This window comes from Burkholderia sp. Bmkn7, assembly GCF_041103175.1.
Classification (GTDB): Bacteria; Pseudomonadota; Gammaproteobacteria; order Burkholderiales; family Burkholderiaceae; genus Burkholderia; species Burkholderia cepacia.
In genome coordinates this window covers 2,123,648-2,139,435 of sequence record NZ_JBGCUH010000002.1, presented here as the reverse complement: position 1 = coordinate 2,139,435, position 15,788 = coordinate 2,123,648, and the positions used below count along the sequence as shown (strand labels likewise).

The window sequence follows — 15,788 nt, the reverse complement described above, 5'->3', positions numbered from 1 at the left end:
CGCCTCCCCTCAAGCCGTCTTCAGCTGGTCGCCGACCGGCAGCTTGCGCAGCCGCTTGCCGGTCGCCGCGAAGATCGCGTTCGACAATGCCGCGGCCGTCGCGGCCGTGCCCGGTTCGCCGATCCCGCCCGGCGCTTCGCCGCTTTTCACCAGATGCACCTCGATCGGCGGTGTCTCGTTGATCCGCAGCATCCGGTAATCGGTGAAATTGCTCTGCACGACACGGCCGTCCTCGATCGTGATCTCGCCGTACAGCGCGCCCGTGATCCCGAAGATGATGCCGCCCTGCACTTGTGCCTCGATCGTGTTCGGGTTGACGGACATGCCGCAATCGACCGCGCACACGACGCGCTTGACCTGCACCTCGCCGTTGTCCACCGCGACGTCGATGACGATCGAGAAGAAGCTGCCGAACGCGTGCATCACGGAGACGCCGCGCCCTTGCCCCGTCGGCAGCGACGGGCCCCAGCCGGCCGCCTTCGTCGCGACGTCGAGCACGTTGAGCGCGCGCGGCGTCTTGCCGAGCAGCGCGCGGCGGTATTGCACGGGGTCGGTCTTGGTCTGCGCGGCCAGTTCGTCGATGAAGCTCTCGACGACGAACGTGCTGCGCGTCGGCCCGACGCCGCGCCAGAACGCGGTCGGTACGTGGCGCGGCTCCTGCCGCACGTAGTCGATCAGTTGGTTCGGCAGGTCATACGGCAGGTCGGTGGCCACCTCGACCGCGTCGGGATCGACGCCGTGCTGGAACGCGGGCGGCGCGAAGCGCGCGAGGATCGACGAGCCGACGATCCGGTGCTGCCACGCGATCGGCTTGCCGTTCGCGTCGAGGCCCGCCGAGATCCGGTCGTAGTAGTACGGGCGGTACATGTCGTGCTGGATGTCTTCCTCGCGCGTCCAGATCACCTTCACCGGCGCGTTGACCTGCTTCGCGATCTTGACCGCCTGGCCGATCATGTCCGTCTCGAGGCGCCGGCCGAAGCCGCCGCCGAGCAGGTGGTTGTGCACGACGATCTTCTCCGGCGGAAAGCTCGTGAGCTGCTGCACGGTGTCGACCGCCCGCGTCGGCACCTGGGTGCCGACCCAGATCTCGCAGCCGTCGGCGCGCACGTGCACCGTGCAGTTCACGGGCTCCATCGTCGCGTGCGCGAGCAACGGCTGCTCGTACACGGCGTCGATGCGCGTCTTCGCATCCGCGAAACCCTTGCCGACGTCGCCGTCCTTGCGGGCGACGGCACCCTTGCCGTTCGCCGCGGCCTGCGCGAGATCGGCGACGATGTCCTTCGTCGATACCTTCGCGCCGGCGCCTTCGTTCCACTTCACGACCAGCGCCGACGCGCCGCGCTTCGCGGCCCAGGTGTGATCGCCGACGACCGCGACCGCGTTGTCCGCGCGCACGACCTGGCGCACGCCCGGGATCTTCTTCGCGGCGGTATCGTCGATGCTCGCGACCGTGCCGCCGAACACCGGGCTGTTCACGATCACCGCGTACAGCATGCCGGGCAGCCGCACGTCGAGCCCGAACTGCGCGGTGCCGTCGACCTTCTCCGGCGAATCGAGCCGCTTCGCGGATGTGCCGATCAGCTTGAAATCCGCCGGCTTCTTGAGCGCGACGTCCTTCGGCACCGGCAGCTTCGCGGCGGCGTCGGCGAGCTGGCCGTACGACGTGCGCCGGCCGCTCGGCGGATGCTGCACTTCGCCGTTCACCGCACGGCAGGATGCCGGATCGACGTTCCATTGCTTCGCGGCGGCCGCGACCAGCAGCGTGCGCGCGGTCGCGCCCGCGCGGCGCAGCGGCTCCCATGCGTAGCGTATCGACGTCGAGCCGCCGGTGAGCTGGCCGCCGAGCAGCGGATCGAGAAAGAGCTTCTCGTTCGGCGGCGCATGGTCGAGCGTCACGCTCGACAGCGGCACTTCGAGTTCCTCGGCGATCAGCATCGGCAGCGCCGTGTAGACGCCCTGCCCCATCTCGACTTTCGGCATCACCAGCGTGACCTTGCCGGCGCGGTCGATCTGCACGAACGCGTTCGGTGCGAACACGCCTGCGCGCGCGGTTTCATCGCCGTCGCCACCGATCACCGAACGGCGCGCGTCGTCGCCTGCCGCCGGCAGGCTGAAGCCGAGCAGCAGGCCACCGCCCGCCGCCGCGCCCAGCGACATGCCGAGCTTGAGGAACGAACGGCGCGATACGCCCGCGCCGGCGGCTTGTCCTGCGACCTTGCCTGCTTCGATCAGTCCTCGGGACATGTCACGCCTCCTTCGCGGCTTGCTTCACGGCCGCGCGAATCCGGTTGTACGTGCCGCAGCGGCAGATGTTGCCGGCCATCGCCGCGTCGATGTCGGCGTCGCTCGGGTTCGGGTTCGATGCGATCAGCGCGGTGGCGGCCATCACCTGCCCCGACTGGCAATAACCGCACTGGACGACGTCGAGCTCGCGCCACGCCTGCTGGACCTTGTGGCCGGCCGGCGTCGCGCCGACGGCTTCGATCGTCGTGATCTTGCGGCCCGCGACGGCCGCGACCGGCAGCACGCACGAGCGCGCGGCGACGCCGTCGAGATGCACGGTGCACGCGCCGCATTGCGCGATCCCGCAGCCGAATTTCGTGCCGGTGAGGCCGACGACGTCGCGCAGCACCCAGAGCAAGGGCATGTCGTCGGGGGCGTCGACCGTGCGGGTTTCGCCGTTGATGTTGAGGGTGACCATTCAGCCTCCGGGCCGGTGTATTGGGGAAACGACGCGTATCGCGCGCCGCGCGGGGTTTTCGATTTCGTCGCTGTCTTCGCCGTTGCCGGGCGAGACGGCTGCCGCGCGGCCCGGGTCGGGACGGGCCGCGGCGTGGGTGCTGCGTTGTTACTCGGCCACGTCGATGCCGGACAGCACCTTGATGACCGGCGGCGCCGCGAACCAGTCGGCCGATTTCACGCGGAATTCGCCGAAATACGGGCTCGCGAGGTGTGCGTCGAACGCAGCCTGGTCGTCGTAGATCTCGTACAGGTGCAGGTTGGGCGAACCGTCCTGTTCGCGGAACAGGTCGTAGCGCCGGTTGCCGGGCTCGGTGCGCGTCTTCGCGACCATGCTGCGCAGTTCGGCTTCGGCGGCCTCCGCATGTTCGGGTTTCAGGTACAGGGAAGCAATCACGTGAAGCGCCATCTTGTCACTCCTTTTGAATCGAAATCGAGCATGCCACAAGCCGGCGTCGCGCGACGCCAGCGTGCAACCGTCATGGTTTGCCGTGCTGCGGTATCAGGCCAGTTCGTCCGGGCCCACGCGCACGACGACCTTGCCGAAGTTCTTGCCGGCCAGCAAGCCGATCAGCGCTTCCGGCGCGTCGGCCAGGTCGGGGACGACGTCCTCGAGCGTCTTCACCTTGCCCTGCGCGACCCATTCGCTCATCTCCTTCAGGAACGGTGCATAACCGGTCGCATAGTGGTCGAGGATGATGAAACCCTGCACCCGGACGCGCTTGCGCAGGATCGTGCCCATCAGTGCCGGCACGCGATCACGGCCGGTCGACACCGCGGTGTCGTCGTATGCCGCGTCGTTGTAGTGCGCGATGATCCCGCACACCGGCACGCGCGCGTGATCGTTGAGCAGCGGCCACACCGCGTCGAACACGGCCCCGCCGACGTTCTCGAAATAGACGTCGATGCCGTTCGGGCAGGCGTCCTTCAGCTTCGCGGCGAATGCCGGGTCGCGGTGATCGACGCACGCGTCGAAACCGAGCGTATCGGTCACGTATGCGCACTTGTCGGCGCCGCCCGCGACACCGATCACGCGGCAGCCCTTCAGCTTGGCGATCTGGCCGACCACCGCGCCGACCGCGCCGCTCGCCGCCGCGACGACGACGGTTTCGCCGGCCTTCGGCTCGCCGATTTTCAGCAGCCCCGTATAGGCGGTGAAGCCCGGCATGCCGAGCACGCCGAGTGCATACGACGGATGCGCGACGTCGCGGCCGAGCGGAATCAGGTCGCGGCCGTCGGACAGCGCATAGTCCTGCCATCCGGCGCCCGCGACCACGAGGTCACCTTCGCGGAACGCGGGCAGGTTCGACGAGACGACCTGGCTGACGGTGCCGCCGACCATCGGCTGGCCGAGTTGGGCCGGCGGCGCATAGGACGGTGCATCGCTCATCCGGCCGCGCATGTACGGGTCGAGCGACAACCAGACCGTGCGCAGCAGCACCTGACCGGCACCGGGCGTCGGCACGGCACCGGATTCGGCGCGGAAGTTGCCCGGTGTCGGCGCGCCGACCGGGCGCGAATTCAGGACGATCTGGCGGTTTGCGGTCTTGCTTTGCGGCATGTGAGTCTCCGTCAACAGAAATGGACGTGCTTCGTGGGCACGATCGGATCAGGGGTGGACCAGCGGAGACGCCCGCAGCGGCAACGTCGGCGATCGGGCCGTCGCGGCTGCGTGCGGGCGCTTGAAACAATCGGGAACAGCGTAACGCGGCGTGGCACGTTCGTCATGCGTGTTTGAGTAGACCAGTCGTCTAGATTCAGGGCAAAAACAAGGCGCGCCGATGCGCGCCCGGGTTACGACTGTGCTCCGCCATGCTCGGCCGGCGGCAGGTTCAGCATGCGCCGCGTTTCGACCATCGCCCTTTCGAGCGGCTTGCGGTCGCGGTGAATCTTTTCCAGCAGCGTCGCGCCCAGCCACATCTCGTAGAGGATCGCGGCCGTGTGCGACGGATCGGCGATCCCGCTCAGCGAGCCGTCGGCCAGCCCGGCCTCGATGCCGCCCGCGAGCCGCTCGATGATCTGGCTCGTGCCCTGCCGCAGCACCGCGCGCATCGCTTCCGACAGATCCGACACTTCCGCGCCGAGCTTCACCGCGAGGCACTTGCCTTGCGGATCGTCCGCGCATTGCGTGTGCAGCCAGTTGCGCCAGTACGTCATCAGGCGCTCGGCGCCGGTGCCGGCCTGATGCTTGAGCAGGTTGTCGAGATGCGCGTGATAGCTGTCGAAATACGCTTCGAGCAGCGCTTCGCCGAATGCCTCTTTCGAGCCGAAGTAATGGTAGAACGAGCCCTTCGGGATGCCCGCCGCAGCGAGAATCTCGTTCAGGCCAACCGCCGAAAACCCCTTGTGGAGCATGATCGGCTTGGCGATATTCAGGATGTGCTGGCGGACTTCGGCGCCCGAAGATGCATTCATGGTGGCGTATGTTAGCAACGATTAGACCGGTCGTCTAGCGGCATCGGCCCGGCATGTTGAGCGGCACTTTACCCGATCCCCGGCGGGCACCCAAACGTTGCGGCGGCCTTCCTCGTTCCTGCTCCGCGTTGCCGCGCGCGCGGCGTCACACGCACGACTCGGTTTCGTCGCAGGCGTTTCATCGATCTCCCTCATAAATACGCGCGGCGCATGCGCCGGCGGGCTGCGCACTTTCCACCGGCATTGCACACGTGTGCAATGCGCCGGATCGTCGATGTAGCCTCCCCAAACCAGTGACCAGGAACGCCCATGACCGCTTCGAAACCCGAACGCCCGTCCGCGCCGAACCGCCGGCGCTTCATCCAGCGCGGCGCCGCGCTGACCCTGTCGCCGCTCGTCGGCACCCTGGCTGGCTGCGGCGGTGACGGCAGCCCGACTGCCGCGTCGTCGTTCGCCGCCGCCGGCGCCGCGAATACCTCCACGCGCAGCTACGGCATCGCCGACCGCTCGATTACGATCAACGTGGTCAATGCGATTCCGTCGACGACGCTCGCATACGGCAATGCGGCGAGCCAGAGCGGCTCGCTGCCGCAGGCGTCGCAATCGACGATTGCGACCGGGCAATCGACGGCTGTCGGCGCGTCGAACAGCTGGGGCGATTGCACGGGATCGTTCGGCCTTGCCGGCGGCGACGCGTCGTTTGCGATCTCGTACACGCATCCGTTCGGGTCGCAGCCGACCACCGTCAGCGTCACGCCGTCGGCAGGTTACGTGTCGGGCGCCGACGCCGCGACGTTTCCCGGTCACGACTCGGTCGCGAATCTCACGCTGTATCGCGGCGTCGCCACCGCGAACGGTGCGTGGGTTGCCCCGCTCGCGCAACTGGCTACGCCGCCGGGCAACAACTGCCAGGATTTCGCGAACAGCATGTTCGGCAGCAACGTGCGCACCGCCGCGGCGATCCAGTCTGCGTACCAAAGCACGGGCTCGCTCGGCTACGTGCCGCCCGCCGACTTTACCGGCGGCCAGCTCGCGGGCTTCGTCGCGCAATGGGTGCAGCGCTGGCAGAACGGCTCGGCGTATGGCGTGCTGCCCGCTGCCGATGCGCAGCTGATCGATGCGTTGAAGCAGTATGTATCCGGCGCATCGAATGCCGGCCCGCTGACGATGTGGGTGCCGCAGATCGCGTGGCAGGCCGGAACCGATCCGGCGGTGTTCGCGCTGACGGGCTATCGCGCGTTTCCGTTCGTCGATGCGCAGGGCAACTGGATCGCCGGTACGCTCTCTGCGTTCCTGACGCTGCTCGCGGCCGGTTCGCACATCGTCGCGATCAGCGCGACGAGCGACCTGCCGGCAGGCGTCACGATGCAGGCGTTCGACAGCTTCATGGGTGCGAGCGGGCTGACGACGTCGACGGATATCGGCAACTCGCACTACGCGTCGGTCCTGAACACGACGGGTCGTTATTACCTGAGCGTCGGCAGCGATTTCGCGCCGGCGAACTGCGGGCTGATCCTGTCGTTCCTTTATGGGCGCACGGTGAACAATCTGCTCGCGGGCGCCGGCACGTACAACACGTTCATCCAGCTGGAAGGCTGGCAGGCCGGCGGTTCGCGGCACAACGCCGACTATGCGACGTATCAGCAGACGCTGTGGAACATCTCGACGTACGGCGCGTCCGCGTATAGCGAAAAGCGCGCGACGTCGATCTTCCTCGCGCCCGCCGGGTGGACGCCGCAGGTCTATCAGACGACGCGGATGATGCCGTACGTCGGCGCCTATGCGCAGTCGAACGGTACGCCGCAGGGCTGGTTGAACACGTCGCTCGTCACGATTCCGGCAGATGCGCCGGCGCTGCCGTCGCGGTATGTGTCGAGTTGAGCTGTTGCGGTGGGCGGGCGAGCGATCGCGCTGGTGGGATTCGGCTCTTGCCTGCTTGTTGCGGGATTAGGGCGTGCGCCGCCATCGGCTGATGCACGATTGCGGTTTCGCCGTCAGCGCGGTGCTTCATCGGCGCGCTTTCGCGTGCGCGCCCTTCGCTCATCCCGTTGCGCAGCCGGTGCCGCCTTGGCACCGCGCAGCGGTGCGCGGCGCACGAGCACCGTCATCTCGCGCCGCAGTGCATCGAGTTCCTTGGCGCGCGCCGCATCGGTCGCCTGCGCAGCGTCGAGCTGCCCCTGAAGCACGCCGCATCGATGCAGCGCGTCGCCCAGTTGTGCCTGCAGCGCGGCAACATCTTTCCGCTGCTGCGCATCGCGCTGCTCCGCGCGCGATGTCATCGCATCGAGCTCCTTTTGCAGTCGCGCGGCTGCGAGCCGCTCTCGATCGATCTCCTGGAGCGCCCGCTTCTCCGACGCACGCAAGCGTTCCTCGGCTCGCCCGGCATCGTCGCGCAGCCGGTCGAGCTGGGTGGTGAAATCCGCGCGGGCCTGCGCGAGTGCGCGGTCGCCCTCCGCGTTGTCGGCCGTCAGGCGCTCGATGTCCGCTTGCAGCGCTTGCCGCGATGCTTCGTCGGCCGCCCTCGCCTGCTCCAGTTCCTGAATGCGCACCTGCGCGGCCAGCAGCGCGGCCGTGCGTTGCTCCAACGCGGTTTCGGTACGGGCCAACTCAGCCTGCAGCGTCGCGACTTCCGCCTTCGCCGTCGTCCGCTCGGCTTCGACTTCCGCGCGCAATGCGTCGAGGGCGGCGGCCGCGTCGGCGCTCGACCGATTCCAGAGCGCCGCGACCAGTTCGCCGGCGGCGGCCTGCAGATCGGCCGGCAGGTCGGGATGCTCGATGCGGACGCGGCTCTTTTCCCGCAACTCGGCCCAGAACTCGCCGAGGACGGCTGTCGGCGTGCTCATGCTCCCCTTGCGGACGAGCTGGTACAGGCGGTTCGCGGTGGGCGTGATGCCGAAGCGGAAGAACAGCAGCGCGCAGGCTTCGCGATACAGCTCGCGGGTTTTCGGGAAGTCGGCCTTGAGGCGCTCGATTTCGGCGGTCAGGCGGGATTCGTCGGCGGCGAGATCGGACATGGCGGGGTTCGGTGGAAATTTCGTGAATAATATTACGTAAACCGTCAAAAATCCAATTCATCATATTCCATAATTTGACATTATTTCTATAATGTCGAGTTCGATGCGTATCGACGCGGCGTGTGAAATGGAAGACGTCTGGTTGCCCCCTCCTTCCGCATCCGCGCATGCCGGCTGAGCCGATGCAATCGCCTGTCGAGAAAGTTGTCGTCGCGCCTGATTCTTCATACGCTTAGGGATCACTCCTGCCGGGAGATCCGAAATGGTGGACGTCAGATTGAACGTGCCGTTGGTCGATCAGAGCGGCGTAAAGAAGACCAAATCAGGATCCAGGGCACTGAAGAACGCGTGCTGGTATGCGGCGGCATGCATGGTTTCGTACTTCCACCGCCCCGGGCCGCGGCTGGGCATGCCGGAGTTATGGCGGGCGGATCAGGGGCTTCCCCCGTCGCGGATCCCCGACTTGTGCGCGGCCGAAGGGCTCGTGCCGCTCAATCAGCCAACGGTCATTACACCCGAGTGGCTTGCGTCGGTACTGACGGACTACGGCCCGATCTGGGCTGCGGGGCACTTCCTGGATCGGCCGGACCAGCCTGAAATCGGTCACGTGATCGTCATCACGGGCATCCAGCAACGCATCGTTCATTACAACGACCCGGAGGGACCACCCGCGCGCACGATGCTGCTGGGCACGCTCGACGCCGGACGGTGGAGACCCGACGGACTGCTGGTGAAGGGGCAGCACCGTTATTGATGGCCTTGGCGGGCGTCCATTCCCCGTCCGGCGGAAACGCCCCAGCAACCGCCTCGGAAAACCGTCGACATTGCGGGATTGAGCGCCGGTGCCCTGCCTTGCCGCGTCGTCGGCATCCGCCCGGCACAGCCGTGACGAAACGTGAACCGCACGCTGACCGTGATCTCGTGCGTCGCCGCCGGGTGCGGCGTGTCGCTGCTGCCGCATTCGATTCATACGCTCGCGTGCGAAGGCGTCGCCTACAGCACCATCCGCGACGGCGGCGCGCTGCCGCTGTTCGAACTCAGCGCGATCCGGCCCGCGCGGTCGCGCCCGACGCTCGCGGATCGCTTCGCCGCGCTGCTGCCGTCGGCGGACGTGCAGCGCTGACCGGCCGCGCCGCATCCGGCGTTGTCACCGATCTGCCACCGTCGCCCGGTAGCGTTCGGGGCTGACCCACGCTTTCGACAGACGAATCCGCCATGCAGCGCACGTCGCGCGCCACGCCCCACGTTTATGCGGCCACGTCCCGTGCCCTCGCCGCCAGCCTTGCGATCAACCTGCTGCTGCTCGTCGTCGAGACGGTCGCGGCATGGTCCGCGCATTCGTCGGGGTTGCTCGCGGACGTCGCGCACGCGGCGATCGATCTCGCAGCCGATGCGCTGATCCTCGTTGCATGCCGGCTCGACGCGCGCCTGCCGCCGGAACGACGCCCGACCTGCGAACCGCTTGCGCTCGCGGGCCTCGGCGCATTGCTCGTGGCGACCGGCGCGCAGATGATCTGGCACGCGACGAACCGGTTCGCTGCGCCGCCCGTCGTACAGCCGGGCATGACGACGCTCGCGCTTGTCGCCGTCACGCTCGCCGGCAAGGCCGCGCTGTCGCACTGGATGCTGCGCAAGGCACGCGAGACGGGCTCCGCGCTGCTCGAGGCGAGCGGCTGGCATGTCCGGACCGATGCGCTGGCGTCGCTGCTGGCGGCGCTCGCGATGGGCGCGGCACGGGTCGGCTTCGGCCGGCTCGACGATCTGGCCGCGCTTGCGATCGGCGCGCTCGTGATCCGCACGGGCGCCGGTTTCATCCGGCGCGGTTGCGCGCAGTGGCCGGCGCTGGCGTCGTGGGCGGGTCGTTCCACGCGGGGGTCGTGAACGTGCCCGGCAGCGCCTGCGTCGGGCATCCGGTCTCCGCGAGCGGCTGCGCTGAATGAAGGAGCGGCTCGCGCGGGTGCGAGCCCTTTTCGCATGATGTCGCCGCCACGGCGTGACGCGTGACGCGTCGATCGTTGTCGATGTATCGCCGGACGAATGCGGCCGGTTCCGATGAATCGGCGTCGGCCGTCGCTTACCCGAGCGGCACGACGCTCCCGAGCAGAATCCGCACGAGCGTCGCCTGGCGCGTGACGCCCGTCTTCGAGAAGATCGCCCGCAGGTGCGTGCGGGCGGTGTTCTTGCTGATCCCCGATTCCTCCGCGGCCTCCTCGAGCGTCAGCCCGTTCGTCAGCAGCAACGCGAGCGACGTCTCGGCGGGCGTCAGGTCGAACAGCTTGCGGATGATTTCCTGCGCACCTTGCGGCTTGCGGTCGGGGTCGCGCAGGAACAGCGTGACGGCCGGCCGCCGCTTGTTGTCCTCCGACCAGTCGGACAGCAGCACCGTGCGCACCAGCAGCCCGAGGCGCGGCTTGTCGAAGCTGCGCGTGATCGGCATCGCCTCGACGGTCGCCGCGGCCGTGCCGTGGTGCCCCATCACCGCGTGGCGGATCAGCCGCTTGAGCGTGCGGTTCTCCTGCGCGTCGGTCGCCTCGATCGTGCCGCGCGCAATCGTCAGACCGTTGTTCTGCTTCAGGATCTCGTCGGCGACGCTGTTCATGTCGATGATCGTGCCGTTCTCGTCGAGCGTGATCGTGCCGATCTGCATCCGGTTGATCGCGTTCGCGTAGATCGAGCGCTCGACCTCGGCCGTGTCGAGCCTCGAATGCAGCTCGACCGCACGCTTCAGGTGCGGCAGCAGCAACGCGCAGATCGCCTTGTCGCGCGCGGAGAACTGCTTCGATGCATGGTTGCGGCATACGCGGAACCGGCACTCGACGCCCGACGGCGTGCGCAGGTCTGCGCCGAGGATGTAGCGCACGTCCTGCGGCTTCAGGAACTGCTTGTACAGTTCGCTCGACAGCCAGCCCGTGTCGCCGAACACGTCGTCGACGGTGACCACGCGATCGGCCGGCAGGCCGACGAACGGATCGAGCGAATAGTAATAGTTGTTGTACGACGCTTCGCCGTCACCCGGCACGACCGGGCCGTATTCCGATGCGTGCACGGACAGCGGCGCGCGGCGGTCGCTCGCGGCCGCACGCAGGATCAGCGTCACGTAGTTGGCCTGCAGCAACCGGCGAACCAGCTCGAGCGCGCCCGCCCACGGCGGCGTTTCCAGCGGGCCCTGGTAGATGCGCGCCATCAGCTCGCTGAAATCCGCGACGCCGATGTCGGCTTCGTCACTGGTTGCCTGGCTCTCTTGCGGAGCCCATCTCGTCTCCATCAGCACGCTCCATCCTCCATACGACATGTTTCCGACGCGACCCAACCGCGCCGCCATGATTAAGACGCGTCTAAATTCCGGCGTCATCGGGAGATTCACTGAATGGTGAGAATTGGCCATCCGGGCGAACCAACCATCGTCCGATCGGATGATGTGGCGCCCTGCCCGCTACGCTGGAATGCCCGTCAGGCCGTGCCGGCAAGCGTCCGGCGCGGACTCAGGGAAAACCGCGACACGGGTTTACCTGATTCAAACCGCATCCGATTCAGACAGGAGTCCCCATGCCGCTCGACCCACAGGCGCAGGCGCTGCTCGCCGCGTTCGCCCAGGCACCCGCGATCGATTTCGCGCAGCTCACCGTTCCCGCGTATCGCGCGAGTCTCGCCGCCGGCGGCGCATTCGCCCCGGGCGATGCCGTCGCCGCCGAAGAGGACTGGCGGATTCCCGCATCGGGCCGTCAGTTGTCCGCACGGCTGTATCGGCCCGCTGCCGACGGGCCCTTGCCGCTGACGGTGTTCTTCCACGGCGGCGGCTTCGTCGCGTGCGGCATCGATTCGCACGCGAACCTGTGCCGCAGCCTCGCGGCCCGTGCGCGCACGCTCGTGCTGTCGGTCGACTACCGGCTCGCGCCCGAGGCGCGTTTCCCGGCCGCCGCGCACGACGCATGCGACGCCGTGCGGTGGGCCGCCGCCAGCGCGCGCGATCTCGGCGCACGCGCCGGCGCGCTGGCGGTCGCTGGCGACAGCGCCGGCGGCAATCTTGCGGCGGTCGCCGCGCTGCAGTTGCGCGGCTCGGGCATCGCGATCGCGCACCAGTTGCTGCTGTATCCGGTCGTCGATTGCGCGACCGAGCATCCGTCGTACGAAACGCTCGGCAACGGCTATTTCCTGACGGCGGACATGATGCGCTGGTTCAAGCGCCACTATTTCGACGACGGCGCCGATCGCGCGTCGCCGCTTGCAAGCCCGCTCGCCGCGCCGGACGTCGCGGGCGCGGCGCCGGCGACGATCGTCAGCGCCGAATTCGATCCGCTGCGCGACGAGGCCGAAGCGTATGCGCTGCGTCTCGCGCAGGCCGGCACGCCGGTGACCGTCGTGCGCTGGCCGGGCCAGCTTCACGGTTTCGCCAGCATGCTCGGCGCGATCGATGCGGCCGACCGCGTGCTGACCTTCGGCGCCGACGCGCTGCGCCGCGCGTTCGACGCGACGGAGGCGCCATGAGCGTCGCCGGCACGCTGGAGATCGTCGACGAGCTGCGTGCGGGGCGGATGGTCCTGCTCGTCGATGAAGAGGATCGCGAGAACGAAGGCGATCTCGTGATCGCGGCCGATCACGTGACGCCGGAAGCGATCAATTTCATGGCGCGCTTCGGGCGCGGGCTGATCTGCCTGACGCTGACCGCCGAGCGCTGCGAGCAGTTGCGCCTGCCGCCGATGGCCGATCACAACGGTACGCCGTTCGGCACCGCGTTCACCGTCAGCATCGAAGCGGCCGAAGGCGTGACGACCGGCATTTCGGCGGCCGATCGCGCGCATACGATTCGCGCGGCGGTGCGGGCGGGCGCCCGCCCCGACGATCTCGTCCAGCCGGGCCACGTGTTCCCGATCGCCGCGCGCCCGGGCGGCGTGCTCGTGCGCGCGGGACACACCGAGGCCGGCTGCGATCTCGCGGCGCTCGCGGGGCTCACGCCCGCATCGGTGATCTGCGAGGTGATGAACGACGACGGCACGATGGCGCGGCTGCCCGAGCTGAAGGCGTTCGCCGCGCATCACGGGCTGAAGATCGGCACGATTGCCGACCTGATCCATTACCGGCGCGAACACGAATCGCTCGTCGAACGCGTCGGCGAGCGGCCGCTGCATACGCCGTGGGGACGATTCCGTGCGATCGAGTATCGCGACACCGTGCACGGCGCGCCGCATCTCGCGCTCGTGCGCGGCGAGCCCGATCCGTCGACGCCGGTGCTGACGCGCGTGCACGAATGCCATTCGCTGCTCGACCTGCTCGATGCGGAGCCGTCCGCGCATTCGTGGCCGCTGCATGCCGCGCTGCAACGGATCGACGCGGCCGGCTGCGGGGTCGCGGTGCTGCTCGACTGCGACATGCGCGGCGACGCGATGCGGATGCCGGCCGGCCATGCGCGGCGCGACGGACGCGTGACGGGAATCGGCTCGCAGATTCTGCGCGAGCTCGGCGTGCGGCGGCTGAACGTGCTGTCGAGCCCGTTCCGGTTGCCCGCGCTGTCGGGACACGACCTGGAGATCATGGCGTTCATTCCGCTCGGCGACGACGATCCGGAAAGCGTGCGAAGCGCGCATGCGAATCCGCTGCGAGCGGCGTGACGCGTTGGCGCGGGATGGTCGGTGGGTTGCCCGCTTGACAGGCTATCGTTTGTTTTTGTTGAATACAGCCTTTGGTTTGTATTTTGACAATACATGCTGTAGATTGTATTTTCCGATTACAAACGATCGCCTGTCATTCCGCGGAGCGCCCGATGGCCTTTCCTGTCCAGACCCTGACCCAGCTGCGTCCGATACTCGTCGGCTTCCGGAAATCCGCGGGGCTCACGCAGGCGCAATTGGCCGCCCGCCTGGGCGTCACGCAGCAATCCTATGCGCAGCTCGAAGCCAACCCGTCGGCGGTCAGCATCGAGCGGCTCTTCAAGGTGCTGAACACGCTCGGCGTGCGCATGACGCTCGCGCTGGGCACGCAGGACGCTTCGGCGGCATCGGCCGATCCTGCGCCCGATGCCGATGCCGCGCCGGCGGTTCGCCAACCCGCCGCGAGCAAACGCAAGCCGGATGCGGCGCGCGGCACCACGGCCGCCAAAAAACCAGCCCGGCCTGCGGCCGGCGCCGCGCGCAAGCGGCCCGCGACGGTGACCCCCGGCAAGCCACGGGTTTCGAAGCGGGAGGACTGGTGACGATGGCCATGCGTGCCCGTCACGACCGGCTCGACCTGTGGATGAACGGCATTCCGGTGGGTTACTGGGAAGTCCGCCGCGGCGTCGAGCGTCTCGTCTACCTGCCGGCCTGGCTCGACGATCCACAGGGGCGGCCGTTGTCGCTGTCGCTGCCCTTCACGCCCGGCAACCAGCCGCACCAGGGCGCGATCGTCGCCGACTATTTCGACAACCTGCTGCCGGACAGCGAGCCGATCCGCCGCCGCATCGCGCAGCGTTACCGGCTCCGGTCGACGGCGCCGTTCGAGCTGCTCGCGTCGATCGGCCGCGATTGCGTCGGCGCGATCCAGATGCTGCCGCCCGGCGAAACGCCCATCGATCTCGAGACGATCGACGGCGTGACGCTCGACGATGCGGCCGTCGCCGAGGTGCTGCGCCACGCGACCGCCGCGCCGCTGCCCGGCCATGCGGAGCCGGAAGGCGACCTGCGCCTGTCGATTGCCGGCGCGCAGGAAAAGACGGCATTGCTGCGCCAGGGAAACCGCTGGCTGCGGCCGTCGGGCAGCACGCCGACGACGCACATCTTCAAGCTGCCGCTCGGGCGTGTCGGGAACATGCAGGCCGACATGCGGACGTCCGTCGAAAACGAATGGCTGTGCGCGAAGCTCGTCGCCGCGTACGGCTTGCCGGTCGCGGCGTGCGACATCGGCCGGTTCGACGACCAGAAGGCGTTGATCGTCGAGCGCTTCGACCGGCGTGCTTCGCGCGACCGCACGTGGATTCTGCGGTTGCCGCAGGAGGACATGTGCCAGGCGACCGGCACGCCGTCGGCCGCGAAATACGAATCCGACGGCGGCCCGGGCATCGACACGATCATGGGCATCCTCGCCAATTCGGCCGACGCCGCGCCCGACCGGATGAATTTCTTCGTCGCGCAGCTCGTGTTCTGGGTGCTGGCGGCGATCGACGGGCATGCGAAGAACTTCAGCATCGCGCACCTGCCCGGCAACACGTACCGCAGCACGCCGCTATACGACGTGCTGTCCGCGCATCCGATCATCGGCACGCGCCGCAACCAGCTTCCGCCGCGCCGCGCGCGGCTCGCGATGGCCGTGTGCGGGAAGAACCGGCACTACGTGATCGGCGAAATACAGCCGCGCCACTGGGTCGCGCAGGGCCGGCGCGTCGGCCTGACCGAAGACGACGTGCGCGCCGCGATGGCGGCCGTCGTCGCTCGCACGGAGCCTGCGATCGCGGAAGCCGCGGCGCAGATCCCGGCGGAATTTCCGATGGATGTGGCGGATGCGATCTTCGACGGGATGCGTCGTCAGGTCCGCAAGCTCAAGGCAGGCGATCTCGCGTGACGGATCGACGGGAGACGGTCGGGTTCGCGGCGGGCTTTGGCGTCCGGTGGCGCGCTTCGATGTACTGAATCGGGGCGCGCCCGGAACGGA

Annotated in this window: 14 protein-coding genes and 1 pseudogene; 8 read left to right on the top strand and 7 right to left on the bottom strand. The window is 68.2% G+C overall.

Annotation, left to right across the window (positions count from 1 at the left end; translation table 11 throughout):
• Positions 1 to 9: 9 nt before the first annotated feature.
• The 5 genes from AB3K92_RS15515 to AB3K92_RS15495 form a co-directional block, all read right to left on the bottom strand.
• Positions 10 to 2,244, bottom strand: coding sequence for a molybdopterin cofactor-binding domain-containing protein (locus tag AB3K92_RS15515; protein ID WP_369465371.1), 2,235 nt, complete (start codon positions 2,242 to 2,244; stop codon positions 10 to 12).
• Between the two features lies 1 nt (position 2,245).
• Positions 2,246 to 2,701 (bottom strand): (2Fe-2S)-binding protein, encoded by a 456-nt coding sequence (locus AB3K92_RS15510; RefSeq protein ID WP_021162722.1) that lies wholly within the window; start codon positions 2,699 to 2,701, stop codon positions 2,246 to 2,248.
• Positions 2,702 to 2,848: 147 nt separating this feature from the next.
• Complete coding sequence (locus tag AB3K92_RS15505) at positions 2,849 to 3,148, bottom strand: putative quinol monooxygenase (RefSeq protein WP_021162723.1); 300 nt, start codon at positions 3,146 to 3,148, stop codon at positions 2,849 to 2,851.
• A 93-nt stretch (positions 3,149 to 3,241) separates the two neighbouring features.
• Positions 3,242 to 4,300: an NADP-dependent oxidoreductase gene (locus tag AB3K92_RS15500; RefSeq protein WP_059650687.1), complete on the bottom strand. Its 1,059-nt coding sequence runs from the start codon at positions 4,298 to 4,300 to the stop codon at positions 3,242 to 3,244.
• Positions 4,301 to 4,533: 233 nt separating this feature from the next.
• Entirely contained in the window at positions 4,534 to 5,154 is a 621-nt protein-coding gene (locus AB3K92_RS15495; RefSeq protein WP_021162725.1) for a TetR/AcrR family transcriptional regulator, read from the bottom strand.
• A 309-nt stretch (positions 5,155 to 5,463) separates the two neighbouring features.
• On the opposite strand from AB3K92_RS15495, the gene AB3K92_RS15490 reads away from it, so the two are divergent.
• Positions 5,464 to 7,035 (top strand): hypothetical protein, encoded by a 1,572-nt coding sequence (locus AB3K92_RS15490; RefSeq protein WP_059677894.1) that lies wholly within the window; start codon positions 5,464 to 5,466, stop codon positions 7,033 to 7,035.
• A 113-nt stretch (positions 7,036 to 7,148) separates the two neighbouring features.
• On the opposite strand, the gene AB3K92_RS15485 is transcribed toward AB3K92_RS15490, so the two are convergent.
• Complete coding sequence (locus AB3K92_RS15485; protein WP_369465794.1) at positions 7,149 to 8,168, bottom strand: DNA-binding protein; 1,020 nt, start codon at positions 8,166 to 8,168, stop codon at positions 7,149 to 7,151.
• 262 nt (positions 8,169 to 8,430) lie between these two features.
• Here AB3K92_RS15485 and AB3K92_RS15480 point away from each other — a divergent pair, with 262 nt between their 5' ends.
• The 3 genes and pseudogenes from AB3K92_RS15480 (at position 8,431) to AB3K92_RS15470 (ending at position 10,049) form a co-directional block, all read left to right on the top strand.
• On the top strand, positions 8,431 to 8,922 hold the full coding sequence (locus tag AB3K92_RS15480) for a papain-like cysteine protease family protein (RefSeq protein ID WP_059814131.1): 492 nt from the start codon (positions 8,431 to 8,433) through the stop codon (positions 8,920 to 8,922).
• A gap of 135 nt (positions 8,923 to 9,057) precedes the next feature.
• A pseudogene (locus tag AB3K92_RS15475) lies at positions 9,058 to 9,291 on the top strand (LysR substrate-binding domain-containing protein); the annotation flags it as partial.
• A 92-nt stretch (positions 9,292 to 9,383) separates the two neighbouring features.
• A complete protein-coding gene (locus AB3K92_RS15470; RefSeq protein ID WP_059650693.1) occupies positions 9,384 to 10,049 on the top strand; it encodes a cation diffusion facilitator family transporter in 666 nt (221 codons plus the stop codon).
• A gap of 193 nt (positions 10,050 to 10,242) precedes the next feature.
• Here the strand turns inward: AB3K92_RS15470 and AB3K92_RS15465 are convergent, their stop codons facing one another.
• The gene (locus AB3K92_RS15465) at positions 10,243 to 11,433 is read right to left on the bottom strand and encodes a LuxR family transcriptional regulator (protein WP_021162732.1); all 1,191 of its coding nucleotides are present in this window, start codon (positions 11,431 to 11,433) and stop codon (positions 10,243 to 10,245) included.
• 281 nt (positions 11,434 to 11,714) lie between these two features.
• Between AB3K92_RS15465 and AB3K92_RS15460 the strand changes: the two genes are divergently transcribed.
• The 4 genes from AB3K92_RS15460 to AB3K92_RS15445 all read left to right on the top strand — a co-directional run bounded on the left by AB3K92_RS15460 (position 11,715) and on the right by AB3K92_RS15445 (position 15,698).
• On the top strand, positions 11,715 to 12,653 hold the full coding sequence (locus AB3K92_RS15460) for an alpha/beta hydrolase (protein WP_124466301.1): 939 nt from the start codon (positions 11,715 to 11,717) through the stop codon (positions 12,651 to 12,653).
• Positions 12,650 to 13,774 (top strand): bifunctional 3,4-dihydroxy-2-butanone-4-phosphate synthase/GTP cyclohydrolase II, encoded by a 1,125-nt coding sequence (ribBA, locus tag AB3K92_RS15455; protein WP_048024702.1) that lies wholly within the window; start codon positions 12,650 to 12,652, stop codon positions 13,772 to 13,774. Before AB3K92_RS15460 ends, ribBA begins: the two co-directional genes overlap by 4 nt.
• A gap of 152 nt (positions 13,775 to 13,926) precedes the next feature.
• Entirely contained in the window at positions 13,927 to 14,355 is a 429-nt protein-coding gene (locus AB3K92_RS15450; RefSeq protein ID WP_369465370.1) for a helix-turn-helix domain-containing protein, read from the top strand.
• A gap of 2 nt (positions 14,356 to 14,357) precedes the next feature.
• Complete coding sequence (locus tag AB3K92_RS15445) at positions 14,358 to 15,698, top strand: type II toxin-antitoxin system HipA family toxin (protein WP_369465369.1); 1,341 nt, start codon at positions 14,358 to 14,360, stop codon at positions 15,696 to 15,698.
• Positions 15,699 to 15,788 lie beyond the last annotated feature (90 nt).

Excerpts from the sequence above, each read along its gene's own strand:
- AB3K92_RS15515 (WP_369465371.1), bottom strand. The coding sequence starts at position 2,244 with ATGTCCCGAGGACTGATCGAAGCAGGCAAGGTCGCAGGACAAGCCGCC.
- AB3K92_RS15510 (WP_021162722.1), bottom strand. The coding sequence starts at position 2,701 with ATGGTCACCCTCAACATCAACGGCGAAACCCGCACGGTCGACGCCCCC.
- AB3K92_RS15505 (WP_021162723.1), bottom strand. The coding sequence starts at position 3,148 with ATGGCGCTTCACGTGATTGCTTCCCTGTACCTGAAACCCGAACATGCG.
- AB3K92_RS15500 (WP_059650687.1), bottom strand. The coding sequence starts at position 4,300 with ATGCCGCAAAGCAAGACCGCAAACCGCCAGATCGTCCTGAATTCGCGC.
- AB3K92_RS15495 (WP_021162725.1), bottom strand. The coding sequence starts at position 5,154 with ATGAATGCATCTTCGGGCGCCGAAGTCCGCCAGCACATCCTGAATATC.
- AB3K92_RS15490 (WP_059677894.1), top strand. The coding sequence starts at position 5,464 with ATGACCGCTTCGAAACCCGAACGCCCGTCCGCGCCGAACCGCCGGCGC.
- AB3K92_RS15485 (WP_369465794.1), bottom strand. The coding sequence starts at position 8,168 with ATGTCCGATCTCGCCGCCGACGAATCCCGCCTGACCGCCGAAATCGAG.
- AB3K92_RS15480 (WP_059814131.1), top strand. The coding sequence starts at position 8,431 with ATGGTGGACGTCAGATTGAACGTGCCGTTGGTCGATCAGAGCGGCGTA.
- AB3K92_RS15470 (WP_059650693.1), top strand. The coding sequence starts at position 9,384 with ATGCAGCGCACGTCGCGCGCCACGCCCCACGTTTATGCGGCCACGTCC.
- AB3K92_RS15465 (WP_021162732.1), bottom strand. The coding sequence starts at position 11,433 with ATGGAGACGAGATGGGCTCCGCAAGAGAGCCAGGCAACCAGTGACGAA.
- AB3K92_RS15460 (WP_124466301.1), top strand. The coding sequence starts at position 11,715 with ATGCCGCTCGACCCACAGGCGCAGGCGCTGCTCGCCGCGTTCGCCCAG.
- ribBA (WP_048024702.1), top strand. The coding sequence starts at position 12,650 with ATGAGCGTCGCCGGCACGCTGGAGATCGTCGACGAGCTGCGTGCGGGG.
- AB3K92_RS15450 (WP_369465370.1), top strand. The coding sequence starts at position 13,927 with ATGGCCTTTCCTGTCCAGACCCTGACCCAGCTGCGTCCGATACTCGTC.
- AB3K92_RS15445 (WP_369465369.1), top strand. The coding sequence starts at position 14,358 with ATGGCCATGCGTGCCCGTCACGACCGGCTCGACCTGTGGATGAACGGC.